The 25,842-nt window shown below is 69.3% G+C and carries 24 protein-coding genes; 13 read left to right on the plus strand and 11 right to left on the minus strand.

All coding sequences use genetic code 11. The features are described from left to right. Positions 1–12: 12 nt before the first annotated feature. A complete protein-coding gene (locus P2T62_RS18705; RefSeq protein ID WP_276258536.1) occupies positions 13–2,100 on the minus strand; it encodes a DEAD/DEAH box helicase in 2,088 nt (695 codons plus the stop codon). A gap of 162 nt (positions 2,101–2,262) precedes the next feature. Next, entirely contained in the window at positions 2,263–2,649 is a 387-nt protein-coding gene (locus tag P2T62_RS18710) for a cupin domain-containing protein (protein WP_276258537.1), read from the minus strand. 166 nt (positions 2,650–2,815) lie between these two features. Between P2T62_RS18710 and P2T62_RS18715 the strand changes: the two genes are divergently transcribed. The 5 genes from P2T62_RS18715 to P2T62_RS18735 all read left to right on the plus strand — a co-directional run bounded on the left by P2T62_RS18715 (position 2,816) and on the right by P2T62_RS18735 (position 7,339). Then, complete coding sequence (locus tag P2T62_RS18715; protein WP_276258538.1) at positions 2,816–3,316, plus strand: HTH domain-containing protein; 501 nt, start codon at positions 2,816–2,818, stop codon at positions 3,314–3,316. Positions 3,317–3,427: 111 nt separating this feature from the next. Further along, positions 3,428–3,916 carry an HTH domain-containing protein gene (locus P2T62_RS18720; protein ID WP_276258539.1) on the plus strand — a complete coding sequence of 163 codons (489 nt, stop codon included), beginning with the start codon at positions 3,428–3,430 and terminating at the stop codon, positions 3,914–3,916. 69 nt (positions 3,917–3,985) lie between these two features. Next, a complete protein-coding gene (gene argS, locus P2T62_RS18725) occupies positions 3,986–5,743 on the plus strand; it encodes an arginine--tRNA ligase (protein WP_276258540.1) in 1,758 nt (585 codons plus the stop codon). A gap of 232 nt (positions 5,744–5,975) precedes the next feature. After that, complete coding sequence (locus tag P2T62_RS18730) at positions 5,976–6,767, plus strand: spondin domain-containing protein (RefSeq protein ID WP_276258541.1); 792 nt, start codon at positions 5,976–5,978, stop codon at positions 6,765–6,767. Positions 6,768–6,841: 74 nt separating this feature from the next. Then, complete coding sequence (locus tag P2T62_RS18735) at positions 6,842–7,339, plus strand: LabA-like NYN domain-containing protein (RefSeq protein WP_276258542.1); 498 nt, start codon at positions 6,842–6,844, stop codon at positions 7,337–7,339. 226 nt (positions 7,340–7,565) lie between these two features. On the opposite strand, the gene P2T62_RS18740 is transcribed toward P2T62_RS18735, so the two are convergent. Further along, positions 7,566–8,057, minus strand: a complete 492-nt coding sequence (locus P2T62_RS18740; protein ID WP_276258543.1) for a hypothetical protein — start codon at positions 8,055–8,057, stop codon at positions 7,566–7,568. 127 nt (positions 8,058–8,184) lie between these two features. Next, positions 8,185–8,367, minus strand: a complete 183-nt coding sequence (locus P2T62_RS18745) for a hypothetical protein (RefSeq protein WP_276258544.1) — start codon at positions 8,365–8,367, stop codon at positions 8,185–8,187. Positions 8,368–8,547: 180 nt separating this feature from the next. On the opposite strand from P2T62_RS18745, the gene P2T62_RS18750 reads away from it, so the two are divergent. Next, a complete protein-coding gene (locus tag P2T62_RS18750; protein WP_276261637.1) occupies positions 8,548–9,078 on the plus strand; it encodes a PUA domain-containing protein in 531 nt (176 codons plus the stop codon). Between the two features lie 77 nt (positions 9,079–9,155). Beyond that, positions 9,156–9,317, plus strand: coding sequence for a hypothetical protein (locus P2T62_RS18755; protein WP_276258545.1), 162 nt, complete (start codon positions 9,156–9,158; stop codon positions 9,315–9,317). 36 nt (positions 9,318–9,353) lie between these two features. Here P2T62_RS18755 and P2T62_RS18760 read toward each other — a convergent pair whose 3' ends face one another. The 4 genes from P2T62_RS18760 to P2T62_RS18775 all read right to left on the minus strand — a co-directional run bounded on the left by P2T62_RS18760 (position 9,354) and on the right by P2T62_RS18775 (position 14,368). Then, a complete protein-coding gene (locus P2T62_RS18760; RefSeq protein WP_276258546.1) occupies positions 9,354–10,526 on the minus strand; it encodes an ABC transporter permease in 1,173 nt (390 codons plus the stop codon). Between the two features lie 43 nt (positions 10,527–10,569). Then, positions 10,570–11,751 (minus strand): ABC transporter permease, encoded by a 1,182-nt coding sequence (locus P2T62_RS18765; protein WP_276258547.1) that lies wholly within the window; start codon positions 11,749–11,751, stop codon positions 10,570–10,572. Further along, positions 11,748–12,461 (minus strand): ABC transporter ATP-binding protein, encoded by a 714-nt coding sequence (locus P2T62_RS18770; RefSeq protein WP_276261638.1) that lies wholly within the window; start codon positions 12,459–12,461, stop codon positions 11,748–11,750. Before P2T62_RS18770 ends, P2T62_RS18765 begins: the two co-directional genes overlap by 4 nt. Positions 12,462–12,532: 71 nt before the next feature. Beyond that, positions 12,533–14,368: a COG1361 family protein gene (locus P2T62_RS18775; protein WP_276258548.1), complete on the minus strand. Its 1,836-nt coding sequence runs from the start codon at positions 14,366–14,368 to the stop codon at positions 12,533–12,535. Positions 14,369–14,529: 161 nt separating this feature from the next. On the opposite strand from P2T62_RS18775, the gene P2T62_RS18780 reads away from it, so the two are divergent. The 3 genes from P2T62_RS18780 (at position 14,530) to P2T62_RS18790 (ending at position 19,149) form a co-directional block, all read left to right on the plus strand. Continuing rightward, positions 14,530–15,978 carry an amidase gene (locus P2T62_RS18780; protein WP_276258549.1) on the plus strand — a complete coding sequence of 483 codons (1,449 nt, stop codon included), beginning with the start codon at positions 14,530–14,532 and terminating at the stop codon, positions 15,976–15,978. A gap of 998 nt (positions 15,979–16,976) precedes the next feature. Then, the gene (locus P2T62_RS18785; protein ID WP_276258550.1) at positions 16,977–17,390 is read left to right on the plus strand and encodes a hypothetical protein; all 414 of its coding nucleotides are present in this window, start codon (positions 16,977–16,979) and stop codon (positions 17,388–17,390) included. Between the two features lie 1,399 nt (positions 17,391–18,789). Then, the gene (locus tag P2T62_RS18790) at positions 18,790–19,149 is read left to right on the plus strand and encodes a hypothetical protein (protein ID WP_276258551.1); all 360 of its coding nucleotides are present in this window, start codon (positions 18,790–18,792) and stop codon (positions 19,147–19,149) included. 238 nt (positions 19,150–19,387) lie between these two features. Here P2T62_RS18790 and P2T62_RS18795 read toward each other — a convergent pair whose 3' ends face one another. Next, on the minus strand, positions 19,388–20,455 hold the full coding sequence (locus tag P2T62_RS18795; RefSeq protein ID WP_276258552.1) for an NAD(P)-dependent glycerol-1-phosphate dehydrogenase: 1,068 nt from the start codon (positions 20,453–20,455) through the stop codon (positions 19,388–19,390). 303 nt (positions 20,456–20,758) lie between these two features. Continuing rightward, the gene (locus P2T62_RS18800; RefSeq protein WP_276258553.1) at positions 20,759–21,451 is read right to left on the minus strand and encodes a LiaF transmembrane domain-containing protein; all 693 of its coding nucleotides are present in this window, start codon (positions 21,449–21,451) and stop codon (positions 20,759–20,761) included. A 125-nt stretch (positions 21,452–21,576) separates the two neighbouring features. Between P2T62_RS18800 and P2T62_RS18805 the strand changes: the two genes are divergently transcribed. The 3 genes from P2T62_RS18805 to P2T62_RS18815 all read left to right on the plus strand — a co-directional run bounded on the left by P2T62_RS18805 (position 21,577) and on the right by P2T62_RS18815 (position 25,486). Next, on the plus strand, positions 21,577–23,010 hold the full coding sequence (locus tag P2T62_RS18805) for a glucosamine inositolphosphorylceramide transferase family protein (protein WP_276258554.1): 1,434 nt from the start codon (positions 21,577–21,579) through the stop codon (positions 23,008–23,010). Positions 23,011–23,082: 72 nt separating this feature from the next. Next, entirely contained in the window at positions 23,083–23,817 is a 735-nt protein-coding gene (locus P2T62_RS18810) for a potassium channel family protein (RefSeq protein ID WP_276258555.1), read from the plus strand. Between the two features lies 1 nt (position 23,818). After that, positions 23,819–25,486, plus strand: coding sequence for a TrkH family potassium uptake protein (locus P2T62_RS18815; RefSeq protein ID WP_420028386.1), 1,668 nt, complete (start codon positions 23,819–23,821; stop codon positions 25,484–25,486). Between the two features lie 100 nt (positions 25,487–25,586). Here P2T62_RS18815 and P2T62_RS18820 read toward each other — a convergent pair whose 3' ends face one another. Continuing rightward, positions 25,587–25,802: an HVO_0649 family zinc finger protein gene (locus P2T62_RS18820; RefSeq protein WP_276258556.1), complete on the minus strand. Its 216-nt coding sequence runs from the start codon at positions 25,800–25,802 to the stop codon at positions 25,587–25,589. Between the last annotated feature and the right edge of the window lie 40 nt (positions 25,803–25,842).

Raw genomic sequence — 25,842 nt, forward strand, 5'->3', positions numbered from 1 at the left:
GAGCGGCCCGGCTCAGTGCTCGTCCATCAGCTCGATGTCGGCGACGAGCTGGTCCGGCGAGCGGCCCTTGCGGATGCCGTCGAGCATCGTGAACGCTTGGTCCGGCGCGAGGAAGTGCCGGCAGACCACCTGCCCCATGTCCGTCGGTTCGAGGCCGCTGATGAACCCGTACTCCAGCAGTTTCCCGAGGGCGTGCTTCGTCGGCACCTCGCCGACCATCCGGGCGTTGAGCCGCTTTGCCTGGTCGCCGCCCACGACCAGGTTCGCCAGCGTCTCCTCGACCGCGGCACCCTCGTCGTAGGTCGTCACGACGGGCTCCATCTCGCCCTTCAGCAGTTTGAACGCCACCTCGTCCTCGGTCATCTCCATGGAGTTGTGGTAGGAGCCGTCCGGCTCCACGAGCAGGTAGACCGTGCCCTTGTCGTGGTAGTCCGGGCGGCCGGCGCGGCCGAGCATCTGCGAGAACTCCTGCACCGAGAGCCACTCGATGCCCATCGCCAGCGAGTCGAAGATGACCTGCGAGGCGGGGAAGTCGACACCCGCCGCAAGGGCGGCCGTCGTGACGACCGCGGCGAGGTCCTGGTCGCCGAACTGCTTCTCGACGCGCTTGCGGCGCTTGTAATCGAGGCCCGCATGATAGGGCGCCGAGTCGTACTGCAATCGACGGGAGACCTCGTGGCACCGCCGCCGGGAGTTGGTGAAGATGATGGTCTGCCCGCGATACCCCTTCGAGGACTTCGTGTCGAACGCGCGCTTCACGAGGCGGTCCTCGATGTCGACCTTCTCCTGGCCGTCCGCGAAGGTGACGTGGCGCTCGATAGGGACCGGCCGCTCCTCGAACTCGATGAGCGTGGCCTGCAGGGACTTCGCCAGCGATTCCGGGTTCCCGACGGTCGCCGAGAGGTAGATCCACTGGGTGTCCTGGTTCCGCTGCTCGCGGCTCCGCCGCTCGCCGTTCCGGGACGACTCCGTCGTCCCGCGCTCCGTGTAGTACTTCAGCCGCGAGATGAAGCCGTCCAGCCGGTGGCCGCGCTCGTCCTCGCCGAGCGTGTGGACCTCGTCGATGACCACGGTCCCGATCTCCCCGAGGTTCCGCCCGGTCCGGAGCGCGTGGTCGATACCCTCGTACGTGCCGACGATGACGTCCGCGCCGGGGTCGAACCGGTTCCCGTCGTCGTTGACGCGGGAGGCCCCGACCCGGAGCGTCACGTCGACGACGTCGCCGTACCGGTCCTGGAAGTCGTCGTACTTCTGGTTGGCCAGCGCCACGAGCGGCACGAGGAACAGCATCTTCCCCTCGCCGTTGAGTGCGCGGTCGATACCGGCCATCTCCCCCACGAGGGTCTTCCCGGTCGCCGTGGCGCTGACGACGAGCTGGTCCTGACCCTCCAGTGCGCCGTTGGCGACCGCCAGCGACTGCACCGGGAGGAGCGTGTCGAACCGCCCCTCCAGCTTCGACTGGATGCCGGGGTGCAAGTCGAGCGAGTCCGTCGGCACCGGGTCGACCTCGTCGACGGTCGCCGATATCTCGTCGAACTTCGTCAGGTCGGGATCGAGGTTACCCGAGAGCAGGTTCCGGATGCGTTCGAGGTCGCCCACGTCGAGGAGCAGTTCCTCCAGCCGGTCGCGGGCCCCCGACCGGAGCCCGCGGTACTCGGCCTCCCGCTCGAGTTCGCGCATCGCGCAGTCCGGGCAGATGTACTCGTTGTTCGACTCGATCTGGCGCTCGCTCGTCAGCGGCGAGTACCGGCCCGCCGACGCGCACTTCCGGCACGTGCGGACGGCCTTGGTCTTGTCGTCGAGCTGGTAGCCGGCGAACAGTTCTCGCAGGCGCTCGCGGGCCCCGGGCGCGGTCTGCTCGGAGATGCGGATGCGCGAGGCCCGCCGCGCGATGTCGACGAACTGGTCCGGTGAGCGCGGCTCCTCGTCGTCGCCGTCGACGATGCGGAACCGCCCGGGGCGGGCGCCGGCGTCCGTCTCCTTCAGCTGGAGCCGGGCCCGAAGGACCCGGTTCCCGTCACGGTAGACGGCGACCGTGAAGTCGTCCTCGTCCCGCTGGTGGCAGAACAGCGTATCCACCGACGCGACCTGCTGTGACACGGATAGCGGTAGGGGAAGGGGGGATTTCAGCGTTCGGAGTCCGCCTACCACATGGGAGTCTCTGTCAGGATCGCCCGAAAGCCACACCCCAGAACTCTGTCGAAGGCGCGCCCGCATGGCTCGTCCCACCGAGCGCCGTCCACCAGAAACGACGGTGTGTGCTCACTCGTCCAGCAGGTCGATGCTGTCGTCGCCGGTCGGGACCGCACAGATGAACGCCCCCTCCTCGTCACCCTCGTTGCGGTACCAGTGGACAGTTCCCGCGGGGATGAGCAGCGAGTCACCGGCGCGTACGACGTGCTCCTCGTCACCGAGGCCGACGACGTACTCGCCCGCGAGGACGTACTGCTCGTGTTCGATATCGTTGGTGTGCTTCGGGACCTCGGCGCCCGGCGCGAGCGTGAACCGGCGGATGGCGAGGTTCGGCGCGCCGTCACCCTCACCGACGAGGACACCCTTGGACATCCCCTCGGCGGCAGCCACGTCCTCGTACTCGACCTCCTCGGCGCGGCGGAGCAGCGGCCGCGGCCCGGAATCGGTATCGCTCATGCCCGCCCCTCCAGCCGCCATCGACATGAGCCCTTCTCCGAGATAAAATAACACAACCCGAACCGAATTGGATCCAGAATAGCCCATACAACCATAACTTTTCGGTACTGATTGATATTTACCACTATTACGGACCTATTTAGGACAGTAGTCCAAGTGTGGGAGCATGGCAGCGAACAGCGTGGATTCGGACCGGATGGCGCCGCCGCCCGACAACTCACCCGTCGCAGAGGTCACACCCGCGCCCCCGGACGGCGTCTCGGTGACCCTGTGGCTCCGCGGGTCCGCCCCGAGCGTCGCCCGCGAGCGCCAGAACCGCATCGAGGCCCGTGTCGCCGCGTTCGACGACGCGGGCGTGCCGACGGCGGTCGAGGAGTGGCCCGACACGGTGACCGATCCCTCGACGGACCGCCAGCGGGCAGCCGTCGCGGCGTTCGACCGGTTCCGCGCCGTCGCGGGGATGCGCGGCATCCGCCTGGACCCCTTCTTCGAGTGCCGGTCGAACCCCGACGGCAGCCGGACGATCCGCTTCCCCGTCGCCTGCCTCACCATCGAGCGCGATGGCGAACTCACCGGGCTCTACCCCTGCTACGTCGATGGCGACCACGCCGCCATCGAGGACGGACTGGACGCCGTGGAGTCGGGCGACCCCGAGAACCTCCGGTAGGGTCGGGGCGGCGCCCCGTGGTCCGGGAAAATTCCCCGACACGCGGTACCGAATCCCAGGTCGTGGGACACGTCGTGACGGTATATCGTCGGGGAGCGCCCTCCTCCGGGTATGGCCACGAACCTGCCACTGCCGACGAGAAGCGATGGGGAGACCGAGGGGGCGGTCCCGTCACCGCTCCCGGAGGGTGTCTCGGTGACGCTGTGGCTCAACGAACTGACGGCGGCCGCCGGTGGGTCGCGACTGGCCCGCATCCAGGACCGCGTCGCGGCGCTCGACGACGCGGGCGTCGAGACGACCGTCCGGGAGTGGCCGGCGCGGGCGACCGACCCCGGGGACGAGCGCGACCGGGCCGCCATCGACGCGTTCGACCACTACCGGGCCGTCGCCGGCCAGCAGGACGTCCGGCTCGACCCGTTCTTCAGGTGCCGGACGACCGACGACAGGGGCAGAGCGGTCGTCTTCCCCGCCGCCTGCCTCGTCCTCGAACGGGGGGCGGAGCTGACCGGCCTCTACCCCTGCCGCATCGACGGCGAACCGGTCACCGTCGAGGACGGACTGGACGCCATCGGGACGGGCACCGCCGAGAACCTCCGATAGCCGGCCGGGCGTTGGCACCCGCCGGGCCGTTCGGAAACCCATTTACCCACGCTCGCCGGAACCCAGAGTATGTACCTGTCATTCCGCGAGTCCGTCCGCGAGGCCGTCGCGGACGCGCTCGACGCCGCGGGCTACCCGACCGACGACCTCGGGGTGGAGGACCCACCGGACGGGGTGGACGCCACGCTCGCCTCGAGTGTCGCCTTCCGCCTGGCGAGCGAGGCGGGGGCCCCGCCGCCGCAGGTCGCGAGTGAACTCACCGAGCACATCGACGCCGCCGACTACGAGTACATCGCCGCGGTCCGCGCACAGGGCCCGTACCTCAACTTCTTCACCGACGACGCGTACCTCGCCGATACGCTCCAGGGCGCCACGGCACCGGACTGGGGCCATCTTCCCGACCGCGGGGTCGACCTCGTCGTCGAGCACACCTCCGCGAACCCGACCGGCCCGGTCCACGTCGGCCGCGCGCGCAACCCCATCATCGGCGACGCCGTCGCGAACGTGCTGGACGCCGCGGGCTACGACGTCGACCGGCACTACTACGTCAACGACGCAGGCCGGCAGATGGCGGTCTTCACCTGGGCCTACGAGACCTTCGACGAGGGCGAGTTGCCCGAGCCCGAGCGGCCTCGTGCGGAGTACGAGATGGTCCGCTACTACCGCAAGGGCAACGACTTCCTCGAGAACGCCGACCCTGCCCGCGTCGACGAGGCCGAGGCCGAGATCGAGGCCATCCTCCAGGGGCTCGAGGAGGGCGACGAGGCGACCTACGAGCGCGTGAGCGAGGTCGTCGATACGGTGCTGGGTGGGATGCAGGAGTGTCTCGCGCGCCTGCCGGCGGAGTTCGACGAGTTCGTCAAGGAGACGCGGTTCATGCGCGACGGCACCACCGACGACGTCGTCGCGCGGCTGAAGGACCTCGACTGCGCCGTCTACGAGGAGGACGCCTGGCAACTCGACCTGCCGGACTTCGAGAAGAACCTCGTCTTCCTCCGCTCGGACGGGACCTCGCTGTACACGACGCGGGACCTCGCCCACCACGAGTGGAAGTTCGACAACTACGACCGCGCCGTCACCGTCCTCGGCGAGGACCACAAGCTCCAGGCCGGACAGCTCCGCGCCGCGCTGGACCTGCTGGGCAACGACACCGACCAGTTGCGCAACGTCATCTACTCCTACGTCGACCTTCCCGAGGGCGGGATGAGCACGCGCAAGGGGACCGGCGTGGACCTCGATGACCTGCTCGACGAGTCCATCAACCGGGCCCGCGAGGAGGTCGAGGACCGCCTGGAGGGCCGCCTGCGCGACGACGACCTCGACGAAGAGGACGTCGAGCGCATCGCCCGGCAGGTGGGCATCGGCGCCGTCCGCTACGACATCGTCAGCAAGCAGCCCACCAAGGGCATCACCTTCGAGTGGGAGCGCGCGCTCGACTTCGAGGCCCAGTCCGCGCCCTACGTCCAGTACGTCCACGCGCGCTGCTGTGGCATCCTCGGCGAGGCCGGCCTCGCCATCGAGGACACCGAGGTGGGCGATGTTGACGCAAGCGTCCTCGACACGCCCGAGGAGCGCGACCTGCTCCACGTCATCGCCCGGCTGGAGGGTGTCGTCGACCGCGCGGCCGCCGACCTCGAACCGCACCGCGTCGCCACCTACACCCGCGAGTTCGCCGAGACGTTCAATGCGTTCTATCGGGAGTGCCCGGTCCTGAACGCCGAGGACGAGGAGGTGCGCGAGGCCCGCCTCGCGCTCGTGGCGGCCTCGCGGCACACCGTCGCCAACGCGCTGTCGATGCTCGGCGTGGCGGCGCCGGAGTCGATGTAGGCGCGGGCCGCTGCCGGGGACGTAAGACGGGGTTAGCGCGCCCGCGGGCCCGGGACGCCGGCCGGTAGGTCGGTCCGTCGACCATAGCGTGTCGTCGCCCGACCTGCACAGTCGGCGGTAACGGTGGCCTCTCGGGGCGTAAGCCGACCCACGACGGGGGCGTCGCTCCCCGACCGTCCTGTAGCGCACACATTACGAAGCCCGCGCCGTCCCCGGGGGCGGACGAGACACGATGACCGACCACGACCTGATGCCGACGACACGCCGGGGACTGCTCGCACTGGGCGGAGCGGCCCTCGGCACGACCGCACTCGCAGGACCGTCGTTCGCGGGGGGCGACGACAACGACGGCGATGACGATGACGACGACAGGGGCCGTGGGGCCCGCTCGTACCGCGTGACGGTGGCGAACCTGACCCCCGGGCAGCCGTTCACGCCGCCCGCCGTGGCGCTCCACCGCCCCGCGGTCGAGGTCTTCTCGGTCGGCGACCCGGCGAACGAGCCGACCCGGCAGGTCGCGGAGAACGGCAACCTCGGCCCGCTGGTGGAGCTGATAGAGGCGACCGACGCCATCCGGGCCGCCGGGGTCGGCGACGCGCCGCTCGTCCCGGCCTCGGACCCGGGCGACACCGGCAACCCGTACTACGCCAGCCTGGAGCTGTCCGCGGACGCCAGCGCCACCCACCTGACCTTCCTCTCGATGCTCGTCGCGACCAACGACGGCATCGTCGGGCTCGATACGGTCCCGCTCCCCGAGCGCGTCAACGCGTCGATGACCTACTACGCTAACGGCTACGACGTGGGGACCGAGGAGAACACCGAGCGCTTCGAGGACCTCGTCCCACCGGCGCAGACGCTCATCCTCGGCGAGGGCGAGGGCGGCACCACCGAGAGCGACCCCGACCTCGCCGAGGACGGCGTCATCCGCCCGCACCCGGGCATCACGGGCGACGGCGACCTCGACCCGGCGGTGTACGGCTGGCGCGAACCCGCCGGCTACCTGCAGGTCGAGCGCCTCGACTGAGTCCGGGCCCGCCCCGAAGCCGGTGCCGGTCTCGTCCCGACACCCTTTCCACCTGCCGCGTCCGACCCGAAGGTATGCCCCCCATCCACAGCAGTCAGCGGGTCGCCGTGCTCGCGGACTCGCAGAACCTCTACCACACGGCACACAGCCTCTACTCGCGGAACATCGACTACACCGCCCTCCTCGACGGTGCTACGCTGGACCGCGAACTCGTGCGCGCCATCGCGTACGTCATCCGCGCGGACTCGCCGGCCGAGGAGGACTTCTTCGACGCCCTCCGCGACATCGGCTTCGAGACGAAGATCAAGGAGATCAAGACCTTCGGCGACGGCTCGAAGAAGGCCGACTGGGACGTGGGCATCGTGCTCGACGCCATCACGCTCGCCGAGCACGTCGACGCCATCGTGCTGGCCTCCGGCGACGGCGACTTCTCCCGGCTCTGCTCGCACGTCCGCCACCAGGGGACCCGCGTCGAGGTGATGAGCTTCGGCGAGTCCACCGCCGACGAACTCATCGACGCCGCCGACTCCTTCGTCGATATGAGCGAGAACGAGGAGAAATACCTGCTATAGCCGAGCTTTTTTGACGGCTCGGGTACCGCTTGCGGGCCGGCCTTCGGCCGGCACCGCGTCGGGTACCACTCGCCGCAAAAAACGTTCAGAAAAAATGCCGCTGGCTCCGAGCGGTCGCCAGCGGTGAAACGCGCGCCGGAGGCGCGCGTACAGGGTGGTGATCTCTGTGTCACGGGCGGGTTCCTGTTGCTGGTGTCACGGGTGCGTCCCGCATCGGATGTCGGGGTCACGCCTCTCCGACGGTCCACTTCGCCAGCGTCGTCCGGATGCGGCTCCGTCCTTCGTCCCCGGGGCAGTACGACGGTTGCGGGTGGAGGTCGTAGCCCTCCCAGACGACCCGGACCACGTCACCATCTTCGAGCGGTCGTCCGTCGACCGTCGGGTTCGCGACGGTGAACGTGGTCCCAGCGTCGGCACGGCCACCGTCGGGGCCCAGCAGCCGGTACTCCGTCCGGTCCTCGACCCCTCCGTCCTGGGGTACGACCACGGCGTCGAGGTGTCTCGTCCCGTCCGCCGGGATCGACCCGTCGGTGAGGTCGACGACGAGCGTGTCGTTCTCGAGCGCGATGTCGGCACCGGCAGTCGGAGCCGTGGGAGCGTGAGGGCCACAGCCGGGAAGGAGGTACGCCGGGAGCACCGTCGCGTGGACGAGAACCGGGACGGAAACGAGATAGCAGACAACGAGGGCGACCACGGCGAGTCGGCGACGCCGAGACATACCGGCCGAACCGTAGCAGTGAGGAAGTCCCTTCCGGATTTCCCGAGTGGTAAAGCCAGTATATCGCGAAAATTCTCCAAATTATCGTATTAAATACTGTGTAAAGTCATAATCATCTTCTCTCGGACTATACACTCGCGCCCTCTTCCGACAGCCCCAGCAGTAGCGTCCCGGCGACGACGCCGATGGCGCCGGCAGCCGCCGCCACCGGCGGGATGGGCCCGTTCTTGAGCCCGTAGCCCACCACGACGACGCTGCTGACCGCGAGCAGGAGTACACCGAGTGCCACCTTCCGCCAGTCCGAGGCCATACCGAGCGGAGGGGTCTCGAGACAATAAGTCCCGCTTTCGCGGCCGGGCGCGCCACCAGCGTCGTCGACGCGCCGCCCGGTGTCGAAAGGCGTTTGCCCCGCGGCGCCGCCCGTCGGGGTATGACCGAGGATGCCGACGACCCCGCCCGACGGCCCGGCCACGTCGGCACCGACGGCGCCATCACCGACGAGGAACTCCACCGGCTCCGGCGGGTCGCCGCCTACCAGTTCGGCGCCGGTGCCGAGGACCTCTTTCGTGGTGACGAGGGCGTCCAGCGCACGAGTTCGGGCCGGCCACGACAGGTCGCCACCGCCGACGAGTCCCGCCGACTCGTCTCGTTCGGCACGGACGGCCGGTTCACGCTGGGTGTCGCGGGCGGCCGCCGGCTCCAGGCCCTCGACGCGCCTGCCAACCGCGTCGCGGTGAACGCCGAGTCCGTCCCGTTCGTCCGCGAGGGGTCGAACGCCTTCGCGAAGTTCGTCGTCGGCGTCGGGCCCGACATCCGACCCGGTGACGAGGTGCTCGTGGTCCACGGTGGCCCGACGGTCGGTGAGGGTGTCGACCTCGACGCCGCGGACGCGCCCGCCGAGGCCGGCGCCGACGAGGCCGAGCAGTTGCTCGCCGTCGGGCGCGCGGAACTCCCCGCCTCGGGGATGGTCGACTTCGAGACGGGGATGGCGGTGAAGGTCCGGGACGGCGCGGACGACTGACCGGGCACCGTGCCCCGGCCCCCGACCGGGCGGCGCGACTCGGAACCCATTTACCCGCGACTCCCTCACCGACGGGTATGTCCACCTCCGACCCCGGCGTCCCGGAGAACACCGATATCAGCACGACGTGGATCGTCATCTTCCTGCTCCTCGTCCTCGGCCTGGGCGCCGCCGCCATCCTCTTCTCCGGCGGCACGCTCCTGGCCGGCGGGCAGGTCGTCGTCCCGGGCGCGTTCTGAGCGGCGCCCCGCTTCTCGTCGTCCACGACCGATTCCTCACCCGCGGAGCGCCTCGACCGGGCGCTCACGGGCCGCACGCCACGCCGGGTAGGCCCCGGCGACGAGGCTCGTCGCGATGCCGAACCCCACCGCTGCGACCAGGTAGCCGGCCGACTCGGCGGTGAAGGCCAGCGGGTCCCCGAGGAAGACGGCGTTCGCGGCCAGCACGACGAGCAGGGAGAGCCCCAGGCCGAGGACGGCGCCGATGGCCCCCAGCATCGCCGACTCCATCAGCAGGATGCGGACCACGTCGCGCTGGGTGTAGCCGACCGCCCGGAGGACGCCGATCTCCTCGCGCCGCTTCAGCACCGCCATCAGCATCGTGTTCATGATGGCGACACCGGCGACGAGCAGCGAGAGCGACCCCAGCCCGGCGAGGAAGACGTTGATGCCGTCGATGATGGTCCGGAGCAGGCGGAGCAGCGAGGTGAGCTCGAATACGAGCAGGATGTCCTTCCGGTCGTTGAACCGCTCGCGGAGCGCCGTCGCGGCGGCCTCGGCCTCGTCGGCCGACCGGGTGGTGACCCGCACCTGGCTGTACCGGCGGTCCTCGGCCTGCTCGATGGGGAGGTACACACCGGTCACGCCGAACCCCTGGGTCTCGGCCAGGACGGCGGTGACGCGGTAGGTCCGTTTCCGCTCGACGGTCTCGCCCCCGGTCTGCTCCTCGCGGACGAGCGTGATGCGGTCGTCCGGCGAGAGGCCGCGCTCGGCCGCGAACTCGGCGGAGACGACCGCACTCCGGCGCCAGTTCTCCGGTATCGCCCCCTGCTGGACGGTGTACAGCGGCCTGACGTCCTCGATGAACGTGACCGAGACCGACTCGCGGCGGCCGGCGCGTCCGACCACCTCCCGCGAGGCGCTCTGCGTGGCGACCACCCCCGCCGGGCCGACCGTCTCCTCGATGGCGAGCAGGTCCTCGCGGTCGAAGTAGCGCTCGGGCTTGTCGAAGCCGGGCGCGACGAAGACGTTGGTGGCGCCCTGCTCCTGGATGGAGTTGAGCTGGCTCTGCTTGAACGCCGCCCCGCCCGCGCCGATGGTGCCGATGGCGACCACGCCGATGAGGATGGCCGCGGCGGCCAGCGCCGACCGCGTCTTCGCCCGCGTGATGTTCCGCCGGGCGATGACGACCGACGGGACCCGGCCCGTCAGGCGGTAGAGCCAGCTCACGGGGCCTCACCCCTCGCAGTCGTCGGATGGGCGCCCCCGAGCATCACCCGAGCACCTCCACGGGCGGGCGGTTGGCCGCCTTCCACGCCGGGTAGATCCCCGCGACGAGCGCGGTGACGATGCCGAAGGCGACCCCGAGACCGATGTACCGGAGGCCGGCGTCGGTGAACGCCAGGGGGTCGCCGACGAGCAGCCCGTTGACGAGCGCGCCGATGCCGAGCGCGATGGGGGCGCCGATGGCCGAGCCCACGATGCCGAGGATGGTCGCCTCGGCGACGAGCAGGCTGACGACCGCACGCTTCGGGTAGCCGACCGCCCGGAAGACGCCGATCTCCCCCTCGCGCTCGATGGCCGACATCAGCATCGTGTTGGCGATGGTGACCGCCGCGACGAGCAGCGAGATGGCGCCGATGCCGATGAGGAACTGGTTGACGGTGGCGAAGAACTGCTCGAACTGCTCACGCTGGTCCTGGACGGTGCTGACAGCGACGGTCCGGCGACGGTCGTTGAACTCGGCCTCGATACCGGCGGCCGCGTCGTCGACCGACCGGACCTGTGGGTCGACCCGGACGATGGCGCGCCCGTACTCGGCGTCGTCGAACTGCGCCAGGGGGACGAACACCGTCTGGTCGGCGCTCAGCGGGTCGGCGAACCCCTGCGGTTCGAGGACCGCCGCGACCCGGAACGAGCGCTCGAACTCGCCGTCGACGAGCACCGTCATCCGGTCGCCCGGCTGGATGTCGTTGTCGGCGGCGACCCGGCTCCCGACGATGATGCTCCGGCGCCAGTTGGCCGGAATCGTGCCGGCCTGCGCGTCGTAGAACGCGCCCGGGTCCCCCAGGCCACGCACCTGGACCGTCAGCAGCGGGTCGCCCGACGGCGACCGGACGAACGCCCCCGACGGCTCCACGACGGGGAGGACCGTGGCGCCGCCGCTGGCGCGTCGCATCCGGCCGATCTCCGCGTCGGTGAACGTCCTGTCCGGTTCGCCGTCCTCCTCGGGGTAGAACACCGGGTCGACGGTCGCGGTCCCGCCGAACCCCTCGTAGGCCTGCAGCTGGTCCTGCTTGAACGCCTCGCCCCCGGCGCCGATGGCGCCGATGGCGACCACCCCGATGACGATGGCCACGACCGCGAGTACCGTCCGTGCGGTGGCCCGCGAGAGGTTCCGCCGGGCCAGCACCAGCGTCGGGAACTGGACGGCGAGCCGGCGGAACGGGTTCACGCCCCACCACCCGGCTCGGTCGCCATGGGCGCATCGTCCCGGACCTCGCCGTCGACGAGGTTCACCACCCGGTCGGCCGCCGCCGCGACGTAGTCGTCGTGGGTGACCGTCACGACCGCGACGTCCTCCTCGGCCCGGAGCTCGTCGAACAGGTCGAGGATGCTGTCGCCGGTCTCCCGGTCGAGGTTGCCGGTCGGCTCGTCGGCCAGCAGGATGGCGGGGTCGTTGATGAGCGCACGGGCGACGGCGACGCGCTGCTTCTGCCCGCCCGACAGCTCGTCGGGGTAGTGGTCCAGCCGCTCGCCCAGCCCGACCCGCTCCAGCAGCGCCCGTGCGCGCTCGCGGGTCCGCTTCGGGGTCCGGTCGAGCATCCGCGGCATCTCGACGTTCTCCAGCGCGGTCAGCGTCGGGATGAGGTAGAACTGCTGGAAGACGAAGCCGATGGTCCGCTTGCGCTCCCTCGTGGCACGCGCATCCGAGAACGTCGCCACGTCCTCGTCCCGGAGGCGGACGGTGCCGCTGGTGGGCACGTCGAGCAGCCCCAGCAGGTTCAGCAGCGTGGACTTCCCGCTGCCGGAGGGGCCGACGACCGCGACGAAGTCGGCCGGACCGATGCCGAAGTCGATTCCCTTCAGCGCCCGGACGACGGTGTCGCCGGTCTCGTACTCCTTGACGACGTTCTCGCCCCTGATGATCGCGTTCTCGGGGATGTACGAGCCCGATTGCGGGTCCGAGCGGGGGTCCGTCGAGCGGCCCCCGCCGGCGTCAGGTGCCACCGCGGTCACCCCCGCCGCCAGCGGTAGACGGCCACGGCGGCCACGACGACCACGAGGACGACGGCGATGGGGAGCAGCGGGAGGCCGCCGCCACCGCCGCCGCGGGTCGGCTCGGGGGCGGCCTGCTGGACGGGTACCTCGGTGGTGAACGACCGCTCGACGCCGTCGACGACGTAGCTCACCTGCACCGGGACCGTCGAGACGTTGCCGTCGACCGCCGTCGAGAGGGTGAACGAGGCGAAGTCGCTGGCGTCGACACCGCCCACGAAGTAGTCGGCGGCGGCGACCCGCTCGCCGTCGACCGAGACGGTGACGGCCTCCACGTCGCTGGACCCGACGTTGCTCGCGGTCGCGGAGATCTCCAGGCCGGCACCGGTCTCGACCGCCTCGACGCCGGTCAGCGTGATCTCCCCGGGGTTGGCGGGGGCGCCGAACGAGGCGTCGAACTCGCGGGTGATGCGCCGCCGGATGCCGTCGTCCGTGTAGACGAGCGTCACCTCGACCGGGTAGCTGCCGCTCTCGGCGACGCTGGCCGGGTAGCGGAACGTCGCGCTGCTGCCCGCACCCAGCGTCGAACGGACCCGCTCGGTCACCTCGAACTCGGCCTCGGGCGAGCTGGCCACGACCCGCACCTGCCGGACCTCGTTCTCCAGCCCGTTGGCGACGGTGACGTTCACCGGCCGGGGCGCCCCCGGGACGGCGTCCGCCACGCTCACCTCGACCTGTGGCCGCTCGACGGGGGCGCCGCCCCGTCCGAGGTCGACCGTGGCCGTCTCGCGGACCGTCCGGCGCTCACCGTCCGCCGTCGTGTACCGCAGGGTGAGCGCGACCGTGCTCCGGGCCTGGTCCGGGAAGGTCGCGTCGTAGGTGAACGTCCGCTCGGCCCCCGCCGCGAGGTCGGCGTCGAACCGCCGGGGGCTCTCGACGCGGACGTTCGAGCCGTTCGCGGTCAGCTCGATGTCGCCGAGCGACGTCTGCTGCCCGTTCGTGACGGTGACGGCGACCGGCGTCTCGCCGCCGACGCTCGCGTTCCGGACCGCGACGTCGATGCCGACACCCGTCCCCACGTCGACGGTCGTACTGTCGCGGAGCGTCCGCGTCTCGCCGGTGCTGGTCGTGTACCGGAGCGTCGCGCCGACGCGCCGGTCGCCGGTCTGGGTGAACGTCGCGTCGTAGGAGAACGTCCGGTCCGCGCCGGGCCCGAGCGTCGCGTCGAGGCGCCGCGGGTCGTCGAGTTCGAGGGCCGTGCCGGCGACGGTCAACTCGAGGTCGCGGAACTCCGACCGGTCGCCGTTCGAGACGTTCACCGCGAGCGGCGTCTCCTCGCCGACGGTCGCCTCGGACGCGACGACGTTCATCCGGAGCCCACCCTCGGTGACGCTGACCGTGACGGGGTACTGGAGCCGGACCTTGTCGCCGTCGTCGGATTCGCCGCGAACGTAGACGCGCAGGTCCTTGACGCCCGGGTCCGAGAACGACACCGACAGCGGCACCGTCAGCGACCCGCCCGGGGTCACCGTGCCGAAGTCCCCCGCCCGGGCGAGCGTGTTCGCGCTCCCCTCCGGGCGGATGTAGATGTCCTCGATCTTGACGCTGTCCGGGCTGCTCTCGGCGACCCGGACGGTCGTCCGGAGCTCCGTCCGCTGGCCGGGCGTCGGCTGTTCCGGCGTGACGGTGACGTTCGGGACCGAGACGTGGGGGTCGCCGTCGGACTGGGCGGTCGCGGTGCCCACCGCGACCGACCCCGCGAGCGCCGCCAGCAGCAGCGACAGCGAGAGTCCGGCCACGAGCAGTGCCCGTGACCGACCGCGCTGCGGGACGCCGACAGTCCGGTAGCTCATCGACCCACCCCGTGGAGGAGGCGTTCGGGGACCATGTGACAGTGGGTCGCCCTAGATGGGTGTTCTACTTAGTGATTTTCCAGTCCGATGGCGCCGGTCGCGACGGGCCGGCCCGATATCGGGGCCCAACAGATAAGCCGCGACCACCCGCAGACGGGCCCATGACGGACACCTTCCAGTCGGCCGTCGACATCGCCCGCGACGTCCGCGCCGGCGACCGGTCGGCCGTCGACATCGTCGAGCCGTTCCTCGACCGCATCACCGAGCGCGGCGACGCCACCAACGCCTTCGTGACCGTCCTCGCGGGACGGGCCCGCGAGCGCGCCGCCGACGTCGACGAACAGGTCGAGCGGGGCGAGGACCCCGGGCCCCTGGCGGGCGTCCCGCTCGCGGTGAAGGACCTCACCGAGAGCATCGAGGGGGTGCGCCACACGTACGGGCTGGCCCCACTCGACGACAACGTGGCCGACCGGACCACCGTGACCGTCCGGCGGCTGGAGGACGCGGGCGCGGTCGTCGTCGGGACGACCAACACGCCCGAACTCGGCCACACGCCGCTGACGTACAACGAACTGCAGGGCCCGACCGCGACGCCGTTCGACCTGGAGCGCAACGCGGGGGGCTCCTCGGGCGGGTCGGCGGCCGCGCTCGCCGACGGCCTCACCGTCCTCGCCACCGGGAGCGACGTGGGGGGCTCGCTCCGGAACCCTGCCTCCTGTTGTGGCGTCGTCTCGATCAAGCCCTCGTTCGGCCTCGTCCCGAAGGAGACGCGCCCGGACGCCTTCTACTCGCACTCCCCGTTCGGCGTGCTCGGGCCGATGGCCCGGAGCGTCGCGGACGCCGGCCTGATGCTGGACGTCCTCGCCGGGCAGGACGACGTGGACCCGTTCTCGGTGCCGAGCGACGGCGACTACGCGGAGGCGGCTGCGGGCGGTGTCCCGGCGGCGGAGTTCAGCGTCGGCTACTCGGCGGACCTCGACCGGTTCGCCGTCGAGGGAGCGGTGCGCGACGCCTGCCGCGAGGCCGTGGACGCACTCGCCGACGCGGGCGCCGACGTCGAGGACGCGGCGGTCGGCGGGCCGTCGAAGGGCGACATGACGTTCGACTACGGGAAGCAGGCGACGGTCTTCTTCGCCACCATCGTCGACCGCCTGGAGGACGAGCACCCGGACCTCGACATCGAGGGCGAGCACGCGGGCGAGGTCTCGCCCACGTTGCTCAACACGCTCGGGATGGGTCGGGGCCACGGTGCCGACGACTTCATGGACGCGAACGTCGGCCGGACGGCGTTCTACGACGCCGTCGAGGACGCCCTGGCGGGCCGGGACGCGCTCGCGGTGCCCGTGCTGGCGACGCCGCCCCTCCCGCTCGAGGGGAGCTTCCCCAACGAGATCGACGGCGAGAACGTCGCCGGCCTGCCGATGGACTGGATGCTCTCCTGGCCGTTCAACATGAGCGGCCACCCCGTCGTGACCGTCCCGGCCGGCCTCACCGACGACGGCCTGCCGGTCGGCCTGCAGCTGGTCGGTCACCGCTACGACGAGGAGCGCCTGCTCGCGCTGGCGGCCGCGTACGAGGACGCGAACCCCTGGAGCTACCCGGACGCCTGAACTGGACCGGCTAACGAGAGAGGGACTTGTACGGAACTCTCGCCCCCTCTCACGGTTCTGCTGGCGACGATGGAGATTCGTCCGACTCCCTCGCGCTCTCTCACGGTTCTGCTGACGACGACAGAGACACCTACGAAGCCCTCGCGCTCTCGACTGCCGTCAGACGTTCCTGCTCGCTTCGCTGTCGCCGGAAATCTTCGATTTCCGGAATGACGAGAGAGCTTCGCTCTCTCGAACCACGCGGGCTGCGACTGACGTTGCTCGGCCTTCGGCCTCGCCGCCCGCGGCTCGCTGCGGTCCTCGGGCGCCAGAGGCGCCCTGCGGTCCTTGCGTCGTCCTCAGAAATCGGAGATTTCTGATGGGCTGCGGGAGAGCTTCGCTCTCCCGAACGCCGGGGGCGGGTCGAGAGCGCTCGCCCTTCGAGTCCGCCAGGACGTTATCGGTGCCACGGGCGCAGCGGCCCTGCCCTTCCCCGGGTCGCGCGCCGTCAGAGCAAGCTCTGACGAGCTCTCGTTCGCTTCGCTCACGAGAACGGCCTCGCTTTCGCTCGGCACGCGCGGCCCGGCCGGAGAGCGGTTGCTCGGCCGGCCGGTTCCGTGAACAGGAAGCGCGCTCGCGCCCCTGCTGTGGAGACCGCGAGCGGAGCGAGCGTGTCGGAACACCCCGGCGCGAGCGCGGGGAGGTGTGGGGACACCCTGCTCCGCTGGAACCACCACACGCGTCGCTCGATGCAACCAGCAACAGGGCGGGACTGAAAGGGGCCGCCCGCCTCGACCGCTCCCGGACGAAGCAAGCACCGCAGGGAGCGAACGGGGTGAGCGACCGAGGCGCGCAGCGAGTCCCGGAGCGTCGAGCGGGCGGGGGCTTTCTACACGGGTGACTCTGTTGGAATCCTCGGTCGCTGATAGTTTGTTAGGGCTGTGCTGACTATAGAGGTTGGATGCAGCACGGGTAGTTGGGCACCCAAGCGTTATTTTCGATACTCGTAAACGACAAGTATGGTCTCCGAGCGGACGTGGGCTAACGCCAGTCGTGGGCTCGTGTTTCTGCTTATATATGGGGTCGTCACCGGGGCTCTCGGAGCATTCATTCCGCAGTTCCACCCCTACCTGCGGGTCGTCGCTGGACTGGGACTCACGCTAGGGATTCTCGGGGCGGTCGACGTCCTCCCTCAGCTGATTCGCGGTGGCGGACTGGCCCTTGATACGAATAGCTACCTCTACTCCGTCCGTGGTCTGGTCTGGCTAAGTCTCATCATCTTGCTTACTGCCCTGATTGCCGACCTGCTCCGAGCCACTACCACGCTCCCGGACACCGTTGCCATCATCACGGGGTTCGCAGTCGGTGTCGTCCTCGTACTGGGCCCAGTCGTCGGCTACTACTGGCGTCGGTCGACTGCACAGGTCCAGTGAATTTCGTTGAAAACGGACTCCTCTTTCTGTTCCCCTACGATTCGGGTCAGCCGTGGGAGATACGCGCTCTCTATTCGGCACGCTCTCAGATACTTGCTCAGATGCTGTCAGGAGGGCCGTGACCGATATAGAGGGAGAGTTCAGCACGCCCCCGCCTTTTGTCTCACACTGTATGAGTTGAACAGACCAATGAGAAGATCGTGCGAGTGTATCAGAGTGTCTCGGTGGTAATCGACACATCACTTGGAGCAGTGACGGTGATTACGAGGACCTGCTGCTCATCAGAGGGGCTGAATGATACGGAATGTTCCGTAGTGACTCGCTCGTCGTCTTGATGAATTGTAGCGTTGATGGTGTACTCCCAACGTTCAGAGCGAGAGACCGGAATGACATCATGCCGAATCAAAGGAGCTGCCGCAGCTATGTCTGTGCTGTCAGTAATCGAGCCATCCTCGGACCGCCCATTTAATCGATACAGCCCAAAGTACTCCGTCCCGCTGGGTGTTTGGATCTGGAGAGAGGCTTTCGATAGATTAGATGCACCTGCGTCAGATGAACGAGAGGGCGTTGATTGACTCGTCCGTTGGAGAGCTGAGCACCCTGCAACTGAGGAGAGTGCTCCTGCGAGGACGATGAGCGTGGACCGTCTATTCATATAGTAAGATGCCTGTTAGTTCGGGATAAATCTTCTGCGTCGGTGAACAGAGAAATTTAACACGGTGTTAGACTCACGCTCTTCATTGAACAATTCAGTTCGGTCACGGCAAACGCGAAACCGGTGACCGACTTGCGCCCTGTATGCAGCAGCACCTTTTCGACTTACTCAGGGTCTGTCAGTAACGCTCTGACCGATACAGAGCGTGTATGCAGCAGTCACAGTAACCAGTACAGAGGCTTCTCAGTTAGGCATTTGAATCACTACGAGACGCTGTTTGCCCGATGAACGTCCTCACGACGGATGCGCTCAAAACGGAGAGAACCAACAGTATACTCAACCCAGCGAACAGGTGGATTAGATTGTCCAGATACACGCCCGAGGTAGTTGCCGAGAAGAGATAGAGATGAGCAGTAAGAAGAAGAGAGACGAACATGAGCCAACGTCTGATTGATTCCAGTACCTTATCTGAGTGCATTAAAGGAGAGTCAGCTTCGTTTCGTTTAGTCTTCACGATTACCCAAATTCACTGACCGACTCGCGCCCTACATCCAGCAACGTCTGAAAAACCTCCCGGGCGTCGGGCAGAAAGAACGTGACCGACCCAGAGGGTGAGTCCAGCAGGACTACCTCGTTTGTTCCACATAGAGGTGAGTGAACTCTCTGCTCACTGTACCTGCGTATCGACCGCTAAAGACCCCATAATGACCATGGTTTTTCTGACTTTCTAGTGACGTGTATGGTATGGGTGAACGAGAACTCGATCCGGTCGAACAGTTTCGTCGGGTCGGAATCGGACTGGTACTCGGTGGGCTGGCCTTCGGTGGGCTGTCGTTCGGTGTCGATGCGGTTGTGAGTGGTGTCGTGCTTCTGGTTGCTGGTATCATCGTCTGGTGGGGTGAATATCGGCGGGAGGTGACTGTCGGGATTGGGGTCGGAATCGGCGTGGCTGGACTGGTCGCTCTCATCGACGTAGGAACCGACACCGGCTATGATGGGCTCCGACTGGCAGGATTCATTGTTGCGCTTGGTGTCGCGGATTACGTGCTTGCACCTGCCTACGGTAAAATCCAAGACGCCGGTGAACGGGTCAGGAACCGGTAGAAACCCTGCACTGAGTAAATCAGCATCTCGTGTTTTGCTGGAAACGCGATGACCGATACGCGCCCTGTATCTTGCACGCACATCCTGTCAAAGTCTGATCATTTCAACAGAGCCACACGGGTGCATCGTCGCAGTGGCCGTCACAAAGAGAGCGGGCGGGAGTCTTCAACAGCGCTCCACCGCGACCGTCGCCGAGAGGTCCATCTTCCACGACAACAGAACCCACGGAGACCCCGTACTACTCCCGTTCGACCACACCGGTCACGGTGGCGGCCTCGTAGGCGGCCCGCTCGTTCACGCCGTCGCCGAGGATGGTGTAGCGGTCGCGGATGGTGTGGGCGGTCGTCACGGCCTCGAGGAAGTCCGCGTCGTCGATACCCAGCCCCGCCGCCGAGGTGGGCGCGCCGAGGTTCTCCAGCGCGGCGCGGACGTTGCGCCACTCCCCGTCCTCGCCCGAGTGGAGGTACTCCGTGACGAGCGACGCCACGCCGACCTGGTGGCCGTGCAGCGCCGCACCCGGGGCGATGCGGTCGAGCTGGTGGGAGATGAGGTGCTCTGCCCCGGAGGCGGGCCGCGAGGAGCCCGCGATGGACATGGCCACGCCCGAGGAGACGAGGGCCTTCACGACGATCCAGGCGCTCTCCTCCAGCCCCCGCTTGATGGAGTCGGCCGCGCCGACGAGCATCTCGGCGGTCATCTGGCTCAGCGCGCCGGCGTACTCGCTGTACTCGACGTTCTTCAGCCGGTGGGCCAGCTGCCAGTCCTTGACCGCGGTGTAGTTGGAGATGATGTCCGCACAGCCCGCCGTCGTCAGGCGCCACGGCGCCGCCGCCAGCAGTTCGGTGTCCGCGACGACCGCGAGCGGCGGGTCCGCGGCGACGGAGTGGCGCGTGTCACCCTCCGGGACCGACCCACGGCCGGAGACGATGCCGTCGTGACTGGCGGCGGTCGGGACCGACACCAGCGCCAGGTCCAGCTCGTCGGCGGCCATCTTCGCGATGTCGATGGGCTTGCCGCCGCCGATGCCGATGAGGAAGTCCGCGTCGGCCTCCCGTGCGGCCGCCATGACGTCCTCGACGGCGCCGAAGGAGGCCCGCTCGACGATGGTGGTCTGCGGGGCGGTTCCCCGTGCCTCGAACTGCGCCGCGACCCGCTCGCCCGCCAGTTCGTTCGGCGTCGGCGAGGTCACGAGGAGGGGGGTCCCGCTCAGGTAGAGGTCGTCGACCGCCTCGCCCACCTGGTCGAGGACGCCGTGCCCCACGACGACGTTCCGGGGCAGCCGGATCCACGTCGACTTCTCGAACATACCCGGACTGGTGGGCGGACCGGCCTAAACGTTCGGCACCACGACGGCTGCACGGTGCTAGCCGGCGACACCGCCCCGCCAGTCCGAGGACCCCAGAGCCACCGGAACCGGGGACGGTCTCGGGAGCTACCGCGGCTGTGCTACAGCGCGACCAGGGGGCCGACAGCGTTCCCGAAGGCGACTGCAGTAGCCCTTTTATCCACAAATATGTGAATTACCACAGATATCGTTCGATAGCTGAGTATACTCCAGATATATTCGAGATATTCCGACACAAAAGGTCGCCCCGTCGCTACTGCCGACTCAGTCGCTGACGGAGACGCCGCCGAACGCGGCGAAACCGGTCACGACGAGGTCCACCTCCTCGTTGGTCTCCTCGCGGCGGGGGCGCTCGTCGCTCGCCGCGCCCAGCACCGGAAGGACCTCCATCCGGACGTTCCAGTCGCGCGGGACGATGATATCGGCGCCGCCGAACAGCGCGACGGCGTTGACGGTGGCGGGGCGGCTGGCGGGGTCGGCGTCGCGGAGGTCGAGTTCCGCGCCGCCGAAGACGGCCGTCAGGTCCGCGCCGGTGAACGCCTTCGAGGTGTTGCGCCGCTCGACGCCGCCGAACGCCGCGAACATCGAGGTGTACGAGTCGTCGGTCGTGGGCACCTTCGAGCGGTAGGTCCCGAGGACGACCGAGAGGCCGAACGCGATGATGAGCACCGGCCAGAACGCGACGACCTGGTCGACGGTGGCGTAGCCCAGTGCGACGGCCTGCCACGCACCCGCCACGACGATGAGGACCGTCGGGCCGACGAAGCCGCGGAGGCCGCCACGGAACAGCGCCCAGACACCCAGCAGGACGAACAGCGACGGGACGTAGACGAGGTAGTCGTCGACGACGAGGATGCCCGTCGTGTTCAGCAACAGGAGGACGCCCACCAGGACGACGATGGCGCCGAACAGGACCTGGACGGATGGGAACCGTCGGGGAGAGGCGGTGGTACTCATGACTTGTGTACGACTGCCGGGGTGATAAATATACGAGTCAGGAACCGGGAACCGAGAATCGACGGCCGTGATCGCGGGTCGGAGGCTCCCGAAAGCGTAATCGGGTCCCCGAACGCCTCCCGCCCATGCGCATTCCCTTCGTCCCCTCGCTCCCGGGGCCGGCCCCCGCGGTGGTCCGGCGGTGGCTGGCCGACGGGCCCGCCGATTCGGGGGGCGCCGACCTCGACCGTGCCCCGGTTCCGCGGGTGACGGACGCCGGTACGTCGGGGGCGGCCGACCCGCGGCTCGCGACACCCCCGCTTCGCGTGGACCGTGCGAGCGATGCCGACCGTAACCCCGTCCTGACGGCCGCCGACGTGGACGACGCCGCCCACGTCTCGTTCGTCGCGGACCCGTTCGTCGTCCGCGCCGGCGAGGACACCGCGACCGACGCCGGCCCGTACCACTGCTTCTTCGAGGTGAAACGGCGGGACCGCCGCTCCCTGCTGGGCCTGCGCGACACCGAGGCACGCTTCGACATCGGCCACGCGACCAGTCCGGACGGGCGCGACTGGACCTACAGGGGGGTCGTCCTCCCGGCGGCACAGGCCGAGCACACCTACCCGCACGTCCTCCGACAGGACGGCGACTGGCTCATGGTCCCCTCGCCCGCCGGGTCGACGCCCGACGAACTCCGGGTCTACCGCGCGAACGACTTCCCCGCCGGGTGGGAGCTGGTCGACACCGCGCTCACGGGCGAGGTCCGCATCGACCCGACACCGTTCCGGTTCGCGGGGACGTGGTTCCTCGTCCACCAGGCGCCCGACTACACGGTCCGCCTGCGCTACAGCGACCGCCTCGTCGGCGGCGACTGGCACGAACACCCCGCCAGCCCGCTGTTCGACCCGGGCGGGAACGATATCGCCCCCGGCGGCCGGCCGCTCGTGGACGCGACGGCCGGCACGGTCGACCTGTTCTTCAGACGTGGCACGCCCGGTATCGTGGAGTCGTGGCGGGTCGTGGCGCCCTCGCGCGAGGACTGGTCGATGCACGAACTCCCCACGTCGCCGGTCGTCTCCGGGTCGGGCGAGGCAGGTGCGTGGGACGAGCGCAACGTCCACCACGTCGACGCTGGACTCGCCCGGGCGACGGGCAGCGACCTCGTCCTCGTCGACGGGCAGGACACCGACCGGCGCTACCGGCTCGGCGTCGCCCGAACCCGCGCGTTCGGCGGGGTGGGCGCGGCGACGGAGACGATGCTCGCCGGGCGCACCGTCCACCCGGGCGAGCGCGCAATCCTCGACGTGGCCGACCCGGTCGAGGCGTCCGAGGCCGGCTGGTATCGTGCGTCGGTTCGGCCCCACGTGCGGAGCCACAGCCCCGTCGCTGTCGAATTAACGCTCTCGGCGGGCGAGGCGAGCGCGAGCGGGACGTTCGACGTCGCCGGCGCGGGTCGCGGGCATCTCGCGGTGGGTCCGGTCGGCCTCGATGCCGGCGACCGGCCCGTCGTCGAACTCCGCCACGACGGCACCCGGCCGGTCCGGGTCACGGGTGGGACGCTTCGGTTGCGGGGCTGGTGAGACCGGCCCCCGGCCAGCGGCCCGTTCTCGTCGAACGGTAGACGTTTACCGCCCCCCCGACACACACCCGCCGTGTACCTCATCATCGTCGGGGCGGGGGACATCGGGACGCCGCTCATCGAGATCGCGACCGCCGGCGGGAACGAGGTGGTCGTGGTCGAGCAGCACCCCGAGCGGGCCGAGCGGGCCGCCCAGCGGTTCGACTGTCTGGTCCTGCAGGACGATGCGACGGTGAAGGAGACGCTGGAGGAGGCCGGCGCCGACCGCGCGGACGCGCTGGTGTCGACGACCGACCGCGACGCGACGAACGTGATGGTCTGCCTGCTGGGCGAGGAACTCGGAGTCCCCGAGATCGTCAGCGTGGTCCACGACCCCGAGCATATGTCGCTGTTCGAGCGTATCGGCGTGAACACGATGGGCAACCCACAGCGCCTCATCGCCGAGTACCTCTACCGGGCGGTCAAGCGCCCCGCAATCGTCGACTACATGCGCGTCGGGCAGGAGGCCGAGGTGTTCGAGATCACCGTCGACGGGGACGCGCCCGTCGCCGGCATGACCGTCGCCGAGGCGGCCAGCGCCGGACATATCGGCGACGAGTTGCTCATCGTCGCCGTCGAACGGGAGGGCCGCGACGAGCCGATCACGCCCCGCGGGGACACCGAACTCCGGGCGGGCGACCTCCTGACGGTCTACTCCGCACGCGGCGCGACGCCCGACGTGACGGACGTGTTCGGCGTCTACGGCGACCACGCCGACCCCGAGACACGGCCCGCCGACGAGGAGGACAACGGGGGCGTGGGGACGTAGCGTGGCGCGGCGACGCGAGCGGGTCGGCGGGCTCCCGCCGGACCTCGCGACGGTCCTGCGCGATATCGGCTCGCTCCTGCTGATGGAGGCGCTCGTGATGAGCGTCTCCGTCGGCGTCGCGCTGCTGGCGGGCGAGTTCTACTCCGCGCTCGCGTTCCTGCTGGCCGGCGGCATCACCGCCGGCGCCGGTGCGCTCGCCCGCCGACTGTTCGCCGACGCCCCCGCGCCGGTGATGAAACACGGGATGGTCATCGCCGCGGGTGGCTGGTTCGCGGTCGCCGTCTTCGGCGCGCTCCCCTTCCTCCTGAGCGCGCACCTCACGCCCGTCGCAGTCATGGCCACCTACGTCCCGGCGGGTGCCGCGTACGACCCCGTCACCGTCTGGGGGCCAGCCACACAGTCCAGTCTGGCCTACTTCCGGTCGCCGCTGCACGCGCTGTTCGAGTCGATGAGCGGCTGGACCGGGAGCGGCCTCACGATGGCCGTCCACGAGCCCTCCCTGCCCCGGTCGATACAGTGGTGGCGGACGGTCATCCAGTGGGTCGGCGGCATCGGCGTCATCGTCCTCACCGTCTCCATCCTCGCGCGCCCTGGCTCCGGGAGCTACGCGCTCTACCGCTCCGAGACACGCGAGGAGCGCATCCATCCGAGCGTCGTCTCCACCGTCCGGACCATCTGGAAGATCTTCGTCGGCTACACCGCGCTCGCGGTGGTGGTCTTCTTCCTCGCCCTGCGCGCGTCGGAGTACGGCGCGACGCTCACGCTCGGCGAGCAGGCCTGGCAGTCGCTCAACCACGCGATGACGGGCCTCTCGACCGGCGGGTTCTCGGTGACGGACAACTCCATCGGCACGTACAACGCCCCGCTCATCGAGGCCGTCCTCCTGCCGCTGATGACGCTGGGAGCCATCGCGTTCCCCGTCCACTACGTGGTGCTCCACGACCGGCGTTACCGGGAACTCCTCGACGACCTCCAGACCCGGTGGCTGTTCGTCCTGCTCGTCGTGGGGTCGGTCCTGCTCGCGGCACAGAACGTCCTCACGGTCGCGACCAGCGACTACGGTGCCAGCGTCGCCGCGCCGCTCGTCGACCGCGCCACCGCCGACGCCGTCCGCGACGGCGTCTTCCAGTTCGTCAGCGCGCTCACCTGCACGGGCTTCCAGTCCTCGCCCATCGGCTCGTGGAGCGCCGGCGGCAAGCTCCTGCTCTCCGTCGCCATGACCGTCGGCGGCGCCGCCGGGTCGACGGTCGGCGGCATCAAGGTCATCCGCGCCTACACCGTCGCCCGGGGCATCCGCTGGCAGTTCGGCCGGGTCTTCCTCCCCGCCAGTGCCGTCGTCTCCGTGACCATCGACGGCCGCCGGCTCGACCGCGGCGAGATGGAGCGCGAGTTCGCCGAGGCCGCCCTCATCAGCCTGCTATGGGTCCTCCTGTTGGTCGCCTCCAGCCTCGTCCTCGTCAACGTCGCCGGCCCGGACTTCGGCTACGCCGACGCGCTGTTCGAGGTCGCCAGCGCACAGGGGAACGTCGGCATCTCGACGGGCATCACCGGCCCCGCCATGCCGCCGCTCGCCGAGGCGATGTTCGTCCTCAACATGTGGGTCGGCCGGCTGGAGATCGTCCCCGTCCTCGTGTTCGGGCGGGCGCTGGTGAAGGGACTGGACCCCTAGCGCGAGTGCTGCGCCAGACCCAACCCTGGTCGCCGTACTCACGTCCGGGTCGTAGGGGTGGTCCCGGGACGGTCGCGACGGGTCCGCCCACGATCGCGCCTCACTGTCCGTTCCGGGACCCGTCCGCGGGGAGGTCGAGCGTGTGTTCCCGAACGGCCCCGCAGCTGGGACACTCGTGATGGTAGTGCACCTGCCGACCGTCCGTCTCGCTCTCCCAGCTGCCGGGGTCGTCCTCGAAGCCACACTCCGGACAGACCAGTTCCTCGTCATCGTAGTACGACTGAAGCCGTTCCATCGGGGAGCGGTCGACTGTCATCTCCCGCCGGTTGGACAGGGTTGCGAAAAAATCTTCCGCC

The organism is Haloglomus litoreum, from assembly GCF_029338515.1.
Classification (GTDB): Archaea; Halobacteriota; Halobacteria; order Halobacteriales; family Haloarculaceae; genus Haloglomus; species Haloglomus litoreum.